Source organism: Vibrio sp. F13 (assembly GCF_020806305.2).
Lineage (GTDB): Bacteria > Pseudomonadota > Gammaproteobacteria > Enterobacterales > Vibrionaceae > Vibrio > Vibrio crassostreae_C.
Genome location: NZ_CP170175.1, coordinates 635,043 through 648,811, shown reverse-complemented (window position 1 = coordinate 648,811; position 13,769 = coordinate 635,043). Strand labels below are relative to the sequence as shown.

The following is a 13,769-nucleotide window of genomic DNA, read 5'->3' as shown; positions in this document are numbered from 1 at the left end:
GATTTGTTGGCGAAATAATAGGAAGTGTAACTGGTGCTATCTACGCATTATTGCGATATTGAATTATCGTAATTACGATGAATTGAGTGGTTGCTTAAACGTGAGGTGGGTTTATTTGAACAGGCTCAAACTCGGCTTATAAAATATGTCTATTTAATTAGCCTGGATCATAGAAGTGGCTATAAAAGTATCAATAAGGCAGGACGGAAATATTGAATACTCCGACCAGTCTAGGGTGAGTTTGGGTGGATTAAGCGTTACTGGCACAGCGAAGAGATTTAGATTCCAATCTGGCGAATGTGGCAGCTATTCGAAAGAGTGAGTTGTTCTGACATTTTTGCTCTTTACCATATGATGCTTCCTTCTCAGTTTTGTTTTCTCAATGAGCATCCGTTGTTTCATTCTATCGCTTTTACGATAAGATAATTAAATCTATCGCCAAATGAGCACTGAATCATGAGTAATGACATTCCGAATTTTAACTTATTGGCTGTGTTTTCAGCGGTGATGGAGCAGGGCAGTTTGAGTAAGGCTGCCGATCATTTGAATACCAATCAATCGACGATCAGCACTGCGCTCGGCCGACTGAAAAATGAAATTGGCCAAGAGTTGTTTGTGCGCAGTGGGCGAGGGGTTGTGCCTACTGCTTACTCGCAAAGCTTGTATGAGCAAATCAAAGCGCCAATACACGAGCTCAACGGCGTGTTTCAAGGTATGGCTGGGTTTGATGAAGCGAGTACAGAGCGCAGGTTTGTGGCTTCGGTTCCCGAACATTTAAAGTGGATGTTGCTCGATCGATTTTCTCAGTTATCTAACCAAGGCTTATCTCTTGAGGTGTATGACCAACCAGATAGTGATGATCAAGTCCATGAGGATCTATTAACTCAGAAGTTTGATTTGATGATCGACATTGTGTTGCCTGAGCATTCAAGCATGATGAGCGAAAAGCTCTACGACAGTGAGTTTGTGATTGTTTGCCGAAATGGGCACCCTAGGATCAAAGGTGAGATCACCGAGGCGCAATATCTCAGTGAGCAACATGCAGTTTTAGCCAGAACACGTCGCCAAGTAAGAAGTTTGACTCACTACACTTCGTTAGACTTATCCTCGCGTAAAATTGTAATTCACGGCAGCTCTATGGCCAGTAACCTAATGCTGTGTAGCCAGACTGATTACATCACTGTTGTGCCGCTTTCTATGGCGATCCAGTATCAGGAACGTCTTGGGTTACAGTTGTTCAAACCGCCTTTCGATTATCAGCCTATCTCTCATTACCTCATTTGGTTGAAAAAACAGAACACCGATCCGGCACATAAGTGGTTCAGAGAGCAGATCATCAATACGACTAATGACATGTCTAAATCACTAAACAGTTGGCGCTCCGCTTTCTGATCGTCGCCCTATCTTTTGTTTGCCAAATATCTTCTTAACAAATCACTTGTATTAAGTGAGTTATAATAGAAAATTATCACAATGAGAATTTATGATAATTTCATTTATTTGCTGTCAGCTCGTATATTAACCCTAACAAAGGAGTGGGTAACCTCCACTCACGATTATATCGGCTCAGGTTGCTGGGCTAAAAAGGGCGAAATATGAAATTCCTACACACAATGATCCGAGTTACTGATTTAGACAAGTCTATCGAGTTCTACACCAAGGTATTGGGAATGAAGGAACTTGAACGCCACGAAAACAAAGAGTACCGCTACACATTGGTTTTTGTTGGCTATGAGCAAGGCGGCACGACTATCGAGCTAACGTACAACTGGGATACGAATGAGTACGAGATGGGCAGCGCGTTTGGTCATCTGGCATTGGGTGTAGAAGATATTTACGCAGCATGTGACAAAATCAAATCGCTAGGTGGCAACGTCACTCGCGAAGCGGGTCCAGTGAAAGGCGGCTCAACTCATATCGCTTTTATTACTGACCCAGACGGCTACCAAATCGAACTGATTCAACTAGGTTAATCGAGGATATAACAATGACAAACGCACTATTTCAACCAATTCAACTTGGTAATATCGAGCTTAAAAACCGTATTGTTATGCCACCGATGACGCGTTCTCGCGCAACGCAACCTGGTAATTCAGCAAACGATATGATGGCGGCTTACTACGCTCAGCGTGCTTCTGCAGGTTTGATTATTGCTGAAGGCACACAAATTTCACCTATGGGTCAAGGCTATGCTTGGACTCCGGGTATCTATTCTGATGAGCAGATCGCTGGTTGGAAAAAAGTGACTGATGCCGTACATGAAAAAGAGGGCGTTATCTTCGCTCAACTTTGGCATGTAGGCCGTGTAACACACCCAGACAACATTGGTGGTGAACAGCCAATCTCGTCTTCTGCACTTAAAGCACAAAACGTAAAGGTATTCATCGATAACGGTACTGATGAACCGGGCTTTGTTGATGTGGTTGAACCTCGTGAAATGACGAAACAAGACATCAAAGAGGTGGTTGAACAGTATCGCCAAGCGGCTTTGAATGCGGTTGAAGCAGGCTTTGATGGTATCGAACTTCACGCAGCGAATGGTTACTTAATCAACCAATTCATCGATTCTGAAGCAAACAACCGCACTGACGAATACGGTGGTTCAATTGAAAACCGTTTACGTTTCCTAGGCGAAGTGGTTGAAGCTATGGTTGAAGCGATTGGTGCTGACCGTGTTGGTGTACGCCTTGCTCCGTTCACATCGTTGAATGGTACGGTTGACGCTACACCAGTAGAGACTTACACAGCGGCGGCAGCACTACTTAACCTATACAAAATTGTTTACCTACACATTGCAGAAGTTGATTGGGACGATGCACCTGAAACGCCAAAAGCATTTAAAGCAGCAGTTCGTGAAGCCTACGAGGGTGTCCTTATTTATGCGGGTAAATACGATAGCGAGCGTGGCGAAAAAGCCGTTGCTGAAGGCGTAACTGACATGGTTGGTTTTGGTCGTCCATTCGTTGCGAACCCAGATTTACCAGCTCGTATTCAAAATGGTTACCCACTTGCAGCGCACGATCCAAACACATTGTTCGGTGGTGCTGAAAAAGGTTTAACGGATTACCCAGAATACGCAGGCTAAAAACAGCTGCCTGAAGCAGAGTATTGAGATAGTATCTCGATCCTGTTGAATGTTTATAAAAAGCAACCTTGCAGAGTCGGGTTGCTTTTTTTGTTATTGGACTAAGTAAAATGATGAACGTGAAAGCGATGCGCGGAGAGCTTTACCTTCTATTTGCCACCCTGCTAGCTGGGGTGGGATGGATTGCATCTAAGCTGGTGGTATTAGAAATGCCTGGGCCAGTGTTCATTGGTGTGCGATTCCTCGTCGCGAGTCTTATTCTTCTGCCATTTTGTATTCACCATATTCGTAAGCTTTCGTTTAAGCAGATTCTGTCTCTTTGCTGCGTGGGTTTGTTGTTGTCTGCCTCATTGCAGGTATGGGTGTTTGCAGTTTCGGTGACTGAAAGCTTGTCGGAAGGGGCATTCATCATGAGCTTAGCCATGATCATTGCACCGTTTGTGTCTTGGATTTTGTTTCGAGTTAAGCCTAATCGCGCGTTTTGGATGTCTTTCCCGATCGCGATTATTGGCATGCTGTTGCTGACTTTGGGTAACGGCTGGCATGTTGAGCAGAGTCAGATTTATTTCTTACTAGCATCGATGTTGTTGTCTGTTCACTTTGTGATGAACAAGCGTGTGATTACCAATATCAAGCCTATCGCATCAATCTGTGTGCAACTGTTTGTGGTGGGTGTGAGTGGTTTAGCCTTTGCTTCTATGACAGCTCAGCCGGAGTTCGAAATCACCAAAACCTTAGTCTTCTGGTTTATTGTCTCTGCGGTGATCGCAACGTCTATTCGTTACTTGCTACAAACGGTCGGTCAGCACTCCGTGAACATGGAAGTGGCGGCATTGATCATGATTCTTGAGCCTGTGTGGACGCTGCTGTTAAGTGTGAGTGTGCTTGGCGAAAGTGTAGAGATGCAGAAGCTGCTCGGTGGGGCGGTGATCATTGCTTCACTATTTTGCTATATCAAATGGTCGAGACGAAAATAAAACACTCGGCGCAAGGCCGAGTGTGGGTTGTTTTTCAATACACGTTCAGAGTGTAATAATTTCTAAGCACTAAGCTTGCTAAGCAGTGAACGCGGTAAGATCAGATTGCCGCGACTACTTTCTGAAGTAGCTTGAGCATTTGTTGTTGCTCTTCAGCATCTAACTCGTTCATCAACTCTTTGTTTAAACGAACGGGGATAGGAACGAGTTGTTCTTCAAGTGCTTTTCTGAGCCTTATCAGGCGAGTGTTGAACAAGACTTGTCGAGTGCAGAGCAAGGGTTAAATTCTGCGAATAAGACGTGCAAAGGGTGTCACCGTACTTATCGTTCTCGCTGGTAACTATTCTAACAACGAGCTTTAAATACAGGTGGTAAAGTCGAACCCTTACCACCATAGTCCTATCGCACAGCCTTCTTTTCTTTATGCCATCAATTCGAATGCACTAGGGGCGGGAAAGGACGTGAATGAATTAGTCGCGAATAGTGACTTTTGTAATCACAATATCTTCGCAAGGCACATCTTCGTGTCCCCAGCGAATGGTTGTTGGTGCTTTCGCAATTTTGTTTACCACATCCATACCTGCTGAAACCTTACCGAATACCGCGTAACCCCAGCCAGCATTGGTTGTTGAGGTGTGATCTAGGAAATCGTTGTCATCAAGGTTGATGAAGAACTGCGCCGTTGCAGAATGTGGTGCATCAGTCCGAGCCATTGCCACAGAACCAATCACATTCTTCAAACCACGGTTTGCTTCGTTGACGATTGGGGCGCGAGTTGGTTTTTCTGTCATGTCGATAGTGTTACCACCACCTTGAATCATGAAACCTTCAATAACACGGTGAAATGTCGTGCCTTCGTAGAAACCGTCTTGGCAGTATTTAAGGAAGTTTTTCGACGTTACTGGCGCTTTTTCAAGGTTCAGTTCAATCTCGATATCGCCAAAGTTGGTGGTGAAAGTAATCATAGGGCTACCTAAAGTTGAAGTTTTACTGAGTCGTAATGACGAAAGTGGGTTGCAGTATAGGGAAAATAACAGCGGATACCAGTGATGGTTTTATTGTGGTTGAATTCTCGTCAACCACCAAAATCACGCCTGATATTGTTTAAGGAACATCTCGACACTTGAAGTAATGAGCACTTGCTTGTGTGCAGCATCCGGTGACGGCACATGACCAATGATTTGCGGCCAAAACGCAAAAGACTTAAGCAGACCAATGAACTGCGTGGAGGCGAATTGTGGGTCTAGTTCTACTAAACGACCGTCTGCCAACGCGGCTTTAATCCAGGTTGTAAGTCCACTTTCTGCTTGGGAATATTTTTCCATCGCTTGATGCGCCAGTTCTGCGTTATGGAAATACTCTGAGAACAAAACGCGTGACAGGTCGATGAAGCCTTCAGACTCAAGTAACTCAAGCTCTTGATTGGCTATCGAGGAAAGCTGTTCTTCAAGTGGCAGTTCTGCTTGATATGGGAAATGCGTTGCGGCCAGAGTTTTGCTCCAAATGCTGTCTAGAATCTCATCTAAAAGCAGTTCTTTGCTGGCAAAGTGATTGTATACGGTGCGCTTTGATACTTCTGCGCGACTCGATATTTTATCCATGCTGGTGGCCTTGTAGCCATGCTCAGTAAACTCTGCGATAGCAGCGGCAACGATCGATTCACGTTTTCTTTGGCTCAGCGTTTTTTTTACAGTCATCGGGATACTACTCAATATGTCGCGGTTAGCATTACATACGCTAATTTTACACCAGTAAGTTTACTTTTAGAACACCAATCCGCGTATTGGTAATTCGGTCGAGAGCAACTGAATCGCTTTGCAATGCACGGTGGGTATCATAGAATCGAAAGTGTATTCGAATTTTATTGATATCAACGGAAGAGAATAAACAATCAATGAGTAGTATTTTAGAGTGTATTCGTACAGTTGGACGAGGAGAAAGAGGGCGTAAGCCTTTATCGTTCGAACAAGCCTACCGCATCATGGATGAGTATTTAAGCGGAGAAGTCGGTGACGACCAAATGGCTATGCTACTGATGTTGATTCGTGTGCAGAATGAAACCAATGAAGAGATCGCTGGCTTTGTAAAAGCGTTTCAATCTCGAGTGCCAGATTTAGGCGCTGATATTGATTGGCCGTGTTATGCAGGTAAGCGTAACGATAACGCCAGTGGCAAGCCTTGGAACTTGTTGGCGGCAAAAATCTTAGCTGACAATGGCTATAAAGTGTTAATGCATGGCTATATGGATAAGCCGAGCGGTAGGACGCACGTTGAAAGCCATTTGCAAGATGTCGGTGTGCAAAGTGCTGAGAGCCCTGAACATGCTAAGTCGATTCTTGAACAAGACGGCATTGCTTATTTACCGCTAGCTAACTTTGCGCCCGAAGCACAAACCATGATTGGTTGGAAACACCGCTACGGTTTGAGAACACCAATTAACACGGTAGTTCGAGCATTGAATCCTGGTGGTGGCCGTTTAGGTCTGCGTGGCAGTTTCCATCCTGGCTTTCCACAACTTCATGCGGAAGTTGAGCATGTCATTGGTAATAAATCCCACTCGGTGATTTCATTTAAAGGCATGAATGGCGAATCAGAATACAACCCTAAAGTGAGTCAAACGGTCTGGATGAGTTCTCCTGAGAAGGTGGAATCTTTCTACTGGGAAGGCACGATGAATGTTGAACTGCCTATGCCTTCTGAATGTGTACTGGGTACACCGGAAGATGAGATGGAGCTGATGGCGAACAGTGTTGTGGACAGTATGACTGCGATTTTATTCGCAGAAACGCACGATAAAACTGAGGCATACCAGAAAGCGGTGCGTCTGTGGCATGAGTATTGTGCGCGTTAGATGATGGTTTAACCAATGAGAGAAGGTCAGCGAGCGCTGGCCTTTTTTATGCTTAATTTCTAGCAAGGGCCTTTCGTGAATGCCCAAACAATAGAGCTACTTCACTCGCATCAAGCGATGCATTTTGTCTTCGAACTGAATCTCAATCACCTGTGAGATTTTCATCTTATCAACACGATCAAGCATTCTCGCTTGGTAATCACGTTTTTTCATCCACTCTAGCGGTTCTTTAAAGCCATCTTCATTAATCACAAACGACTGATCGGTAATAGAGTCTTCAAAGATATGAACCACCCAAATGCGTGATTGGAAATCCAATAACTCACTAAAGTAGCTTTTTAACTTAGATAAGGAATTCGTTAGATACGTTTTAGGTGGGGTTTGGGAAGACATAGTAAACCGTATTTGGACAATGAAAATCGGCAAGGGCGCCGTCTGATCATTATAGCCTTTACCCGTTAGGCTTGTCAGGTCGAATTCGGCAGCCATTCACGGCTATTGCGCTTGCTAATGCTACTATGGCTGCCAGTTAGAGATTAACCAAATCAGTGTCGGATTCACTATTTAACGAATAGGCCGAAGTCGATCTCTTGTTCTCTTTGATATTTCACCAGCTTCACTTTTAGGTCGTGTTTTGCTGCTAAATCAATGGCTAAGCATGACATGCGTTTTATCTCATCAACGCAGCTTGATATCAGCGGTTTTTCTTGATTATCGATAGTGGCGATGAGTGTGTTTTCTGTGCCGTCGTTACCTGCGTAAATATACGCGTACATGTTGTTGTCGTGTTGCATGAACTTCCTAAAACGGGATTTCTAATTATTAGTGAGGTGAAGATTACAGGGTTTATTTACGCAGGCTAGCTCGGCTAAGTAAGGTTAAGCAAGGGAAAGTAAGGCTTTGTAAGGGCTCTTTTTTTTCTTTTTTCTGGCGTTCGAAAACGTGCTCAACCCTTTGTTTGTCTCACTTTTTTGTCTTGTTAGGTTTTGCCTATCAATAAAATTGTTGAAATCCATTTAGTAAAATCAAGATTTTAGACAACAATTAACTTAACAAGATAGAAAATATATGACGCAAAGTATTTAGGGAGAACGCAATGCATTCTATTAAAGTGAAAGATTACATGACGCAGCAGGTTGTGACATTTACTCCTGATATGCCGTTAAGTCTAGCGTTAGACAAAGTGATGCGTAGCCACCATATGGGTGGGCCCGTAATCGATGATAACGAACAAGTGATTGGCTTCCTTTCAGAGCAGGATTTACTCGAGAAACTTGTGAAGGTCAGTTACTTCTGCCAAGACACACACCTTGTGGGGGACTGTATGTACCAAGAAGTGCTGTCGGTGTCACCTGACTTATCCATTATTGAATTGGCGGACATGATGCAGGTTGGAAAACCTAAAGCATACCCTGTGATCGATAATCGAAAACTGGTGGGTATTATCACCAGAACTGATGTTTTGAGAGCAATTGGCAAGAACTTGGAAGAATGCTTCAAACATCAGGTATAGTAGCGTGTTAAGAACGATTATTTTTCTCAATACTCTCAATTGAAAAAAGGCGCACTAGCGCCTTTTTTCTGTATAGCGCTTTTCTTGGTCGATCCTTTCTTTTTGGATCCCTAGCCAGTTGAACAGTTGAACAGCTGATTAGGCTTTAGCTCTTGGGTATTCCAACTTTTGGAGGTTTCATGTCAAATCAAACGGCAAAGTTTGTTGAAGGTTCAACGATGCGCCACATATTGGTGATGTCGGGGGCTGGCTCTGTCGGTTTGATGGCGTTATTTGTGGTCGATCTGCTCGACATACTGTTTATCAGTATGCTCGGACAGGTTGAACTGGCTGCTGCGGTAGGCTTTGCAGGTACGCTGACTTTCTTTTCTACCTCCGTTTCTATCGGTACTTCCATTGCCATGGGCGCATTAGTGTCCAAAGCCATCGGCTCCAAGAATCAAGAGCACGCTCGAAACCTAAGCACCAGTATCATGCTGACTGCGTTTGTTATCAGTTCAACCATAACTGCAATCATGTTCGCTTATATTCCAGAGCTGCTAGCCGCGATAGGCGCCAAAGGCATTGCAGCCGAACGCGCTCAAGCTTACCTACAGATTTTGCTACCTAGTGGTCCATTTTTGGCGTTAGCGATGGCAGCGGGTGCGGGCTTAAGAGCGGCAGGTGATGCTAAGCGTTCGATGTGGGCAACTTTGTCTGGCGGCATTGTTAATGCGATTCTCGATCCTCTGTTTATTTTTGGTTTTGGTTGGAACATCGAAGGGGCGGCTATCGCTTCGGTTGTCGCTCGTTTCTCGGTGCTATTCTTTTCGCTTTATCCTCTTATTCGCAGCCATCAGCTGGTAGCTCCGCCTTCTTTTGTGCAATGGCGCATTAATATTCGACCAATATTGGCGATTGCGCTGCCTGCGATTATCACCAATACCGCAACGCCTATCGGTAATGCGATTGTAACAACGGGTATCGCACAATATGGTGAGGATTTTGTCGCGGGCTTTGCCGTGATAGGTCGTCTGACGCCAGTTTGTTTTGCGGTTATCTTTGCCTTGTCTGGCGCTGTGGGGCCAATCATTGGTCAGAACTTTGGTGCTGAACGCATGGACCGAGTAAAAGAAACACTCAATAACTCATTGCTGGTTACTACGGCATACACCATCGCTGTTTGTATTCTGTTGTACTTCGTTCAAGGTTATGTCATTCAAGGCTTTAGCTTACAAGGTGATGCAGCAATCATTGTGGCGGCTTTCTGTACCTATGTGGCGTTAACCTTCACCTTTAACGGTGCACTATTTGTTGCCAACACGTCTTTCAACAACCTAGGTAAACCGCTTTACTCGACAGCATTGAATTTGGGTAAAGCGACGTTAGGTACTCTGCCGTTCGTATATCTAGGTTCGCAATGGTATGGCGCTTTGGGTGTTCTCTATGGTCAAGCTTTGGGTAATGTTTTGTTCGGAATTTTAGGTATCTTGGTGCTTCGACATCATATCGCTGAACTGATGCAAGGATCTCAAGTTGATCCAGTGGAAGATGATGTGTCGATTGTCAGCTTGAACACTCAGCCATTCTGTTCACACGATGCGGTTCTTATTGATGATGTATCCGCTAACCGTGAAGAGTGTGCGGAGCTTAAATCTCAGTAAGCCATCGGCGCTGGCATAATATTTTTGTTTTCTTGAAAACTTCTTCTTGACCTTGGAGTAGCCTCCAAGGTTTATACTTTTGATGAACTTAACGTTCTGTTGCTCGTAAGTTAGCAACAACCTCAAGGCTTTTGAGTATTAAGGAGATACATTATGTGCGCAAAACATGCAGCGTGCCGCTCAGCAAAAGTGGACGTTCAACCTCAAGCGGCAGGAGCAAGTTGCTCTAGCCCTAAAATTTCAAGCATCACAGCAGCAGGTACTTCATCTGGTTGTTGTAGCTCTTCTGCTGCTTCGTCATCGTCTGGAGATGATTGTTGTAGTTCGTCGGATAGTGGAGAAGAAGACAGTCAGTCCTCAACTTTATCTCTCGATGCCAAATTTTCGAAAAGTTGGCTGGTTGCCGGAATGGACTGCCCAGCTTGTGCAAGAAAAATAGAAAACGCGATCAGCAATATTGACGGTGTTATTCAAGCGAAGGTTCTCTTTGCTACCGAAAAGCTGGTTGTGAAATTCGATAATGAAAGCCTTGCTGACACCATTGAACAGGTCTCTATCAAAACGGGTTTCCCTCTTACGGAAGTCGGTTCAAAGAAAGAAAAACAACAACCTGAGACTTTTTGGCAAGCTTATATCCAACCTAATTTACAGATTATCGCGATTGCAGCGGCAATGCTGTTTGCGGCGCTTGTAAAAATCACCTCACCTCAATTAAGTGAAGGCTTGTTTACGGTAACTTGTCTGCTTGGTTTATATCCGGTAGCGAAGAAAGCGGTTCAGCTGGCGCGTTCAGGTACACCGTTTGCTATTGAAACCTTAATGAGTGTTGCCGCGCTGGGTGCTTTGTACCTTGGCGAAACTGCGGAAGCAGCGATGGTTCTATTGTTGTTCTTGATTGGTGAGCGCTTAGAAGCGTTTGCTTCATCAAGAGCAAGAAGTGGCGTTCAAGCGCTAATGGCATTGGTACCAGAAAACGCGACTAAGATCATCAACGGCGAGCGTGTAGAAGTAGCAGTCAGTGAACTGGTTCCAGGTGATGTGATTGAAGTGGCCGCGGGCTCTCGTTTACCTGCTGACGGCCAATTGATTACAGACGCGGCAAGCTTTGATGAAAGTGCGTTAACCGGTGAATCTGTTCCTGTTGAACACATCGAAGGCAATAGCATCATGGCTGGCGCTGTGGTGGTCGATAAAGTGGTTCGTATCACCATCACTTCAAAACAGGGTGAGAACGCGATCGATCGCATTCTTCATCTGATTGAAGAAGCAGAGTCTCGTAAAGCACCACTAGAGCGATTCCTCGATAAGTTCAGCCGTTGGTACACACCGTTAATGATGGTAGTGGCTCTGTTGGTCATCATCACACCACCATTGTTGTTTGCGCAGCCATGGGAAACATGGGTTTACCGTGGCCTAGCGCTATTGTTGATTGCTTGTCCGTGTGCCTTGGTTATCTCGACTCCTGCAGCGATTACCTCTGGCTTAGCAGCAGCAGCGAAACGTGGCGCGCTCATTAAAGGCGGCGCAGCGCTAGAGCAGCTTGGTAAAATCCAAACCATCGCCTTCGATAAGACAGGCACACTGACCGAAGGTAAGCCTCAGGTTACGGATATTCAACCTCTATCGGGGTGGCAACAAGACGCGATGCTGCGTGTGGTTGGGGCGATTGAAGTTGGCTCTACTCACCCGTTGGCGCAGTCACTTGTCGCTAAAGTAAAAGACCTGAATATTGAGATTCCTGAATCACACAACAAGAAAGCGTTGATTGGTAGTGGTGTTGAAGGGGATGTTGATGGTGTTAAGTATCAGGTTCTGTCACCGTCTAAAGTCACGTTCGAACTTGGTGCCGATGTGGTTTCTCAGGTAGAAGCATTAGAAGGTGAGGGCAAGACGGTTGTGGTTGCTCTTGAGGTTAAAGATCAAGAAGAATCAACAGAGCAAGCTACGACGGTGATTGGTCTGATTGCTTGGCAAGATACGTTACGCAGTGACGCTAAGCTTGCGATTGAACGACTTAATGAATTAGGTATTCAATCTATCATGTTGACCGGCGATAATCCGCGCAGTGCAGCAGCGATCAGTAGCAAGATTGGTATGCAGTACAAGGCAAGCCTATTGCCAAGCGACAAGGTATCTTACGTTGAGGAGTTATCTCAACAGTCGCACGTGGCGATGGTCGGTGATGGCATTAATGATGCACCAGCAATGAAAACGGCGAATGTCGGCATCGCAATGGGTGGTGGTACGGATGTCGCTTTGGAAACGGCGGATTCAGCACTGACTCATAACCGTTTAACTGAGCTGCCAGCGATGATTGAACTGTCGCAAGCGACCATGAACAACATCCGTCAAAACGTAGCCCTTGCGCTTGGTTTGAAGGTCGTATTCTTGGTGACAAGCTTGTTAGGTATTACCGGTTTGTGGGTGGCAGTTTTAGCGGATAGTGGTGCAACTGCATTGGTGACATTGAACGCATTGCGTCTGCTTCGATTTAAATCTAAAGCGGACTAAATCGAGCTCACCGACATAGAGCATTCTTAATATAAAAGCGCCTTTAGCGGTAATACGTTAAAGGCGCTTTTTGTCTCATTAGTATGCAACATAGGCGTGCGGATTGCTTATTTTTGTGATGCCAATCGGTTTTTTGTGAAACTTGAATTATTGTTGCGATCATTCATGTGACATGTGTCACTTCATTTTGTAATGAGCTTGGTTAGAGTGTGTTCGTACCCCACGAATTTACTATGAGCTTAAATAAGGGTAAAAAGCCCAATAAGCCAAAAGGAGCGAACTATGTCTCAAGCTGTTTTCCACTTAGGTGTTACTGAAGCAGATCTTAACGGTGCTACTCTTGCGATCATCCCTGGTGATCCTGCTCGTGTGCAAAAAATTGCAGAAGAGATGGAGAACCCAGTATTCCTTGCTAGTCACCGTGAATACACGCTTTACCGCGCAGAGCTAGACGGCAAACCAGTTGTTGTATGTTCAACAGGTATTGGTGGTCCATCGACTTCTATCGCAGTTGAAGAGCTTGCTCAACTTGGTGTTCGCACTTTCCTACGTGTTGGTACGACTGGTGCTATCCAACCTCACGTAAACGTGGGTGACATGATTGTTTCTACAGGTTCTGTTCGTCTAGACGGCGCTAGCCTACACTTTGCTCCTATGGAGTTCCCAGCAGTGGCTGACTTTGAAGTTGCAACAGCAATGAAAGCGGCAGTTGATGAATCAGGTGCAACAGTTCACATGGGCGTAACGGCATCAAGCGATACGTTCTACCCAGGTCAAGAGCGTTACGACACGTTCTCTGGTCGCGTTGTTAAGCGCTTCCAAGGCTCTATGCAAGAATGGCAAGACATGGGCGTTCTAAACTTCGAGATGGAATCTGCAACACTGCTAACTATGTGTGCAAGTTCTGGTCTGAAAGCAGGTTGTGTTGCTGGTGTAATCATCAACCGTACTCAAAAAGAGACGCCTGATCACGACACTCTAAAAGTAACAGAAGCACGTTCAATCAAAGTGGTTGTAGAAGCCGCTCGTAAAATGCTTTAAGTCTTAAAGTGCTCTGAGTTTTAGAGAGCATTAAGTCTTCAAGTGACATTAAATTTTGAAAATGGCCGCATCGTATGATGCGGCCATTTTTTTGTGCCGTCTGAAAGTAATCAATAGAGAAAACAGACAACAAAAAAGGCGAGTGACT

Annotated in this window: 13 protein-coding genes and 2 pseudogenes; 10 read left to right on the top strand and 5 right to left on the bottom strand. The window is 44.9% G+C overall.

The annotated features are described in order from the left end of the window. Positions 1–456: 456 nt before the first annotated feature. From LMH68_RS02920 to LMH68_RS02905, 4 genes are all read left to right on the top strand, one after another. A complete protein-coding gene (locus tag LMH68_RS02920) occupies positions 457–1,392 on the top strand; it encodes a LysR family transcriptional regulator (protein WP_229648068.1) in 936 nt (311 codons plus the stop codon). A 203-nt stretch (positions 1,393–1,595) separates the two neighbouring features. Further along, a complete protein-coding gene (gene gloA, locus LMH68_RS02915; RefSeq protein WP_017066787.1) occupies positions 1,596–1,973 on the top strand; it encodes a lactoylglutathione lyase in 378 nt (125 codons plus the stop codon). Between the two features lie 14 nt (positions 1,974–1,987). After that, entirely contained in the window at positions 1,988–3,085 is a 1,098-nt protein-coding gene (locus LMH68_RS02910) for an alkene reductase (RefSeq protein WP_017065285.1), read from the top strand. 110 nt (positions 3,086–3,195) lie between these two features. Then, positions 3,196–4,062, top strand: coding sequence for a DMT family transporter (locus LMH68_RS02905; protein WP_229648069.1), 867 nt, complete (start codon positions 3,196–3,198; stop codon positions 4,060–4,062). A 100-nt stretch (positions 4,063–4,162) separates the two neighbouring features. Here LMH68_RS02905 and LMH68_RS02900 read toward each other — a convergent pair. Beyond that, positions 4,163–4,288 (bottom strand): annotated as a pseudogene (locus LMH68_RS02900) (MarR family transcriptional regulator); the annotation flags it as partial. Here LMH68_RS02900 and LMH68_RS02895 point away from each other — a divergent pair. Next, positions 4,286–4,402, top strand: a pseudogene (locus LMH68_RS02895) (cytochrome c); the annotation flags it as partial. The pseudogenes LMH68_RS02900 and LMH68_RS02895 sit on opposite strands and share 3 nt — an antisense overlap. A 130-nt stretch (positions 4,403–4,532) precedes the next feature. Here LMH68_RS02895 and LMH68_RS02890 read toward each other — a convergent pair. Both LMH68_RS02890 and LMH68_RS02885 read right to left on the bottom strand, forming a co-directional pair. Continuing rightward, entirely contained in the window at positions 4,533–5,027 is a 495-nt protein-coding gene (locus tag LMH68_RS02890) for a peptidylprolyl isomerase (protein ID WP_229648070.1), read from the bottom strand. A gap of 123 nt (positions 5,028–5,150) precedes the next feature. Next, the gene (locus LMH68_RS02885) at positions 5,151–5,759 is read right to left on the bottom strand and encodes a TetR/AcrR family transcriptional regulator (RefSeq protein ID WP_017066785.1); all 609 of its coding nucleotides are present in this window, start codon (positions 5,757–5,759) and stop codon (positions 5,151–5,153) included. A 167-nt stretch (positions 5,760–5,926) separates the two neighbouring features. Between LMH68_RS02885 and LMH68_RS02880 the strand changes: the two genes are divergently transcribed. Beyond that, the gene (locus LMH68_RS02880) at positions 5,927–6,913 is read left to right on the top strand and encodes a glycosyl transferase family protein (RefSeq protein ID WP_102332963.1); all 987 of its coding nucleotides are present in this window, start codon (positions 5,927–5,929) and stop codon (positions 6,911–6,913) included. 96 nt (positions 6,914–7,009) lie between these two features. Here LMH68_RS02880 and LMH68_RS02875 read toward each other — a convergent pair whose 3' ends face one another. Both LMH68_RS02875 and LMH68_RS02870 read right to left on the bottom strand, forming a co-directional pair. Continuing rightward, positions 7,010–7,306 (bottom strand): hypothetical protein, encoded by a 297-nt coding sequence (locus tag LMH68_RS02875; RefSeq protein ID WP_029235295.1) that lies wholly within the window; start codon positions 7,304–7,306, stop codon positions 7,010–7,012. A 167-nt stretch (positions 7,307–7,473) separates the two neighbouring features. Next, a complete protein-coding gene (locus LMH68_RS02870) occupies positions 7,474–7,707 on the bottom strand; it encodes a hypothetical protein (protein ID WP_017060212.1) in 234 nt (77 codons plus the stop codon). 302 nt (positions 7,708–8,009) lie between these two features. On the opposite strand from LMH68_RS02870, the gene LMH68_RS02865 reads away from it, so the two are divergent. The 4 genes from LMH68_RS02865 to udp all read left to right on the top strand — a co-directional run bounded on the left by LMH68_RS02865 (position 8,010) and on the right by udp (position 13,621). Then, the gene (locus LMH68_RS02865; protein ID WP_017060213.1) at positions 8,010–8,426 is read left to right on the top strand and encodes a CBS domain-containing protein; all 417 of its coding nucleotides are present in this window, start codon (positions 8,010–8,012) and stop codon (positions 8,424–8,426) included. Positions 8,427–8,605: 179 nt separating this feature from the next. Beyond that, positions 8,606–10,069 (top strand): MATE family efflux transporter, encoded by a 1,464-nt coding sequence (locus LMH68_RS02860; protein ID WP_229648072.1) that lies wholly within the window; start codon positions 8,606–8,608, stop codon positions 10,067–10,069. A gap of 153 nt (positions 10,070–10,222) precedes the next feature. Then, the gene (locus LMH68_RS02855) at positions 10,223–12,580 is read left to right on the top strand and encodes a zinc/cadmium/mercury/lead-transporting ATPase (RefSeq protein ID WP_102332962.1); all 2,358 of its coding nucleotides are present in this window, start codon (positions 10,223–10,225) and stop codon (positions 12,578–12,580) included. 282 nt (positions 12,581–12,862) lie between these two features. Further along, positions 12,863–13,621 (top strand): uridine phosphorylase, encoded by a 759-nt coding sequence (udp, locus tag LMH68_RS02850; protein WP_017065292.1) that lies wholly within the window; start codon positions 12,863–12,865, stop codon positions 13,619–13,621. The last annotated feature ends 148 nt before the right edge of the window (positions 13,622–13,769 follow it).

What these genes read in the sequence shown, in the direction of transcription:
- LMH68_RS02860 (WP_229648072.1), top strand. Translation starts at nt 8,606, where the DNA reads ATGTCAAATCAAACGGCAAAGTTTGTTGAAGGTTCAACGATGCGCCAC.
- LMH68_RS02905 (WP_229648069.1), top strand. Translation starts at nt 3,196, where the DNA reads ATGATGAACGTGAAAGCGATGCGCGGAGAGCTTTACCTTCTATTTGCC.
- LMH68_RS02920 (WP_229648068.1), top strand. Translation starts at nt 457, where the DNA reads ATGAGTAATGACATTCCGAATTTTAACTTATTGGCTGTGTTTTCAGCG.
- LMH68_RS02890 (WP_229648070.1), bottom strand. Translation starts at nt 5,027, where the DNA reads ATGATTACTTTCACCACCAACTTTGGCGATATCGAGATTGAACTGAAC.
- LMH68_RS02865 (WP_017060213.1), top strand. Translation starts at nt 8,010, where the DNA reads ATGCATTCTATTAAAGTGAAAGATTACATGACGCAGCAGGTTGTGACA.
- gloA (WP_017066787.1), top strand. Translation starts at nt 1,596, where the DNA reads ATGAAATTCCTACACACAATGATCCGAGTTACTGATTTAGACAAGTCT.
- LMH68_RS02910 (WP_017065285.1), top strand. Translation starts at nt 1,988, where the DNA reads ATGACAAACGCACTATTTCAACCAATTCAACTTGGTAATATCGAGCTT.
- LMH68_RS02875 (WP_029235295.1), bottom strand. Translation starts at nt 7,306, where the DNA reads ATGTCTTCCCAAACCCCACCTAAAACGTATCTAACGAATTCCTTATCT.
- LMH68_RS02855 (WP_102332962.1), top strand. Translation starts at nt 10,223, where the DNA reads ATGTGCGCAAAACATGCAGCGTGCCGCTCAGCAAAAGTGGACGTTCAA.
- LMH68_RS02870 (WP_017060212.1), bottom strand. Translation starts at nt 7,707, where the DNA reads ATGCAACACGACAACAACATGTACGCGTATATTTACGCAGGTAACGAC.
- LMH68_RS02885 (WP_017066785.1), bottom strand. Translation starts at nt 5,759, where the DNA reads ATGACTGTAAAAAAAACGCTGAGCCAAAGAAAACGTGAATCGATCGTT.
- udp (WP_017065292.1), top strand. Translation starts at nt 12,863, where the DNA reads ATGTCTCAAGCTGTTTTCCACTTAGGTGTTACTGAAGCAGATCTTAAC.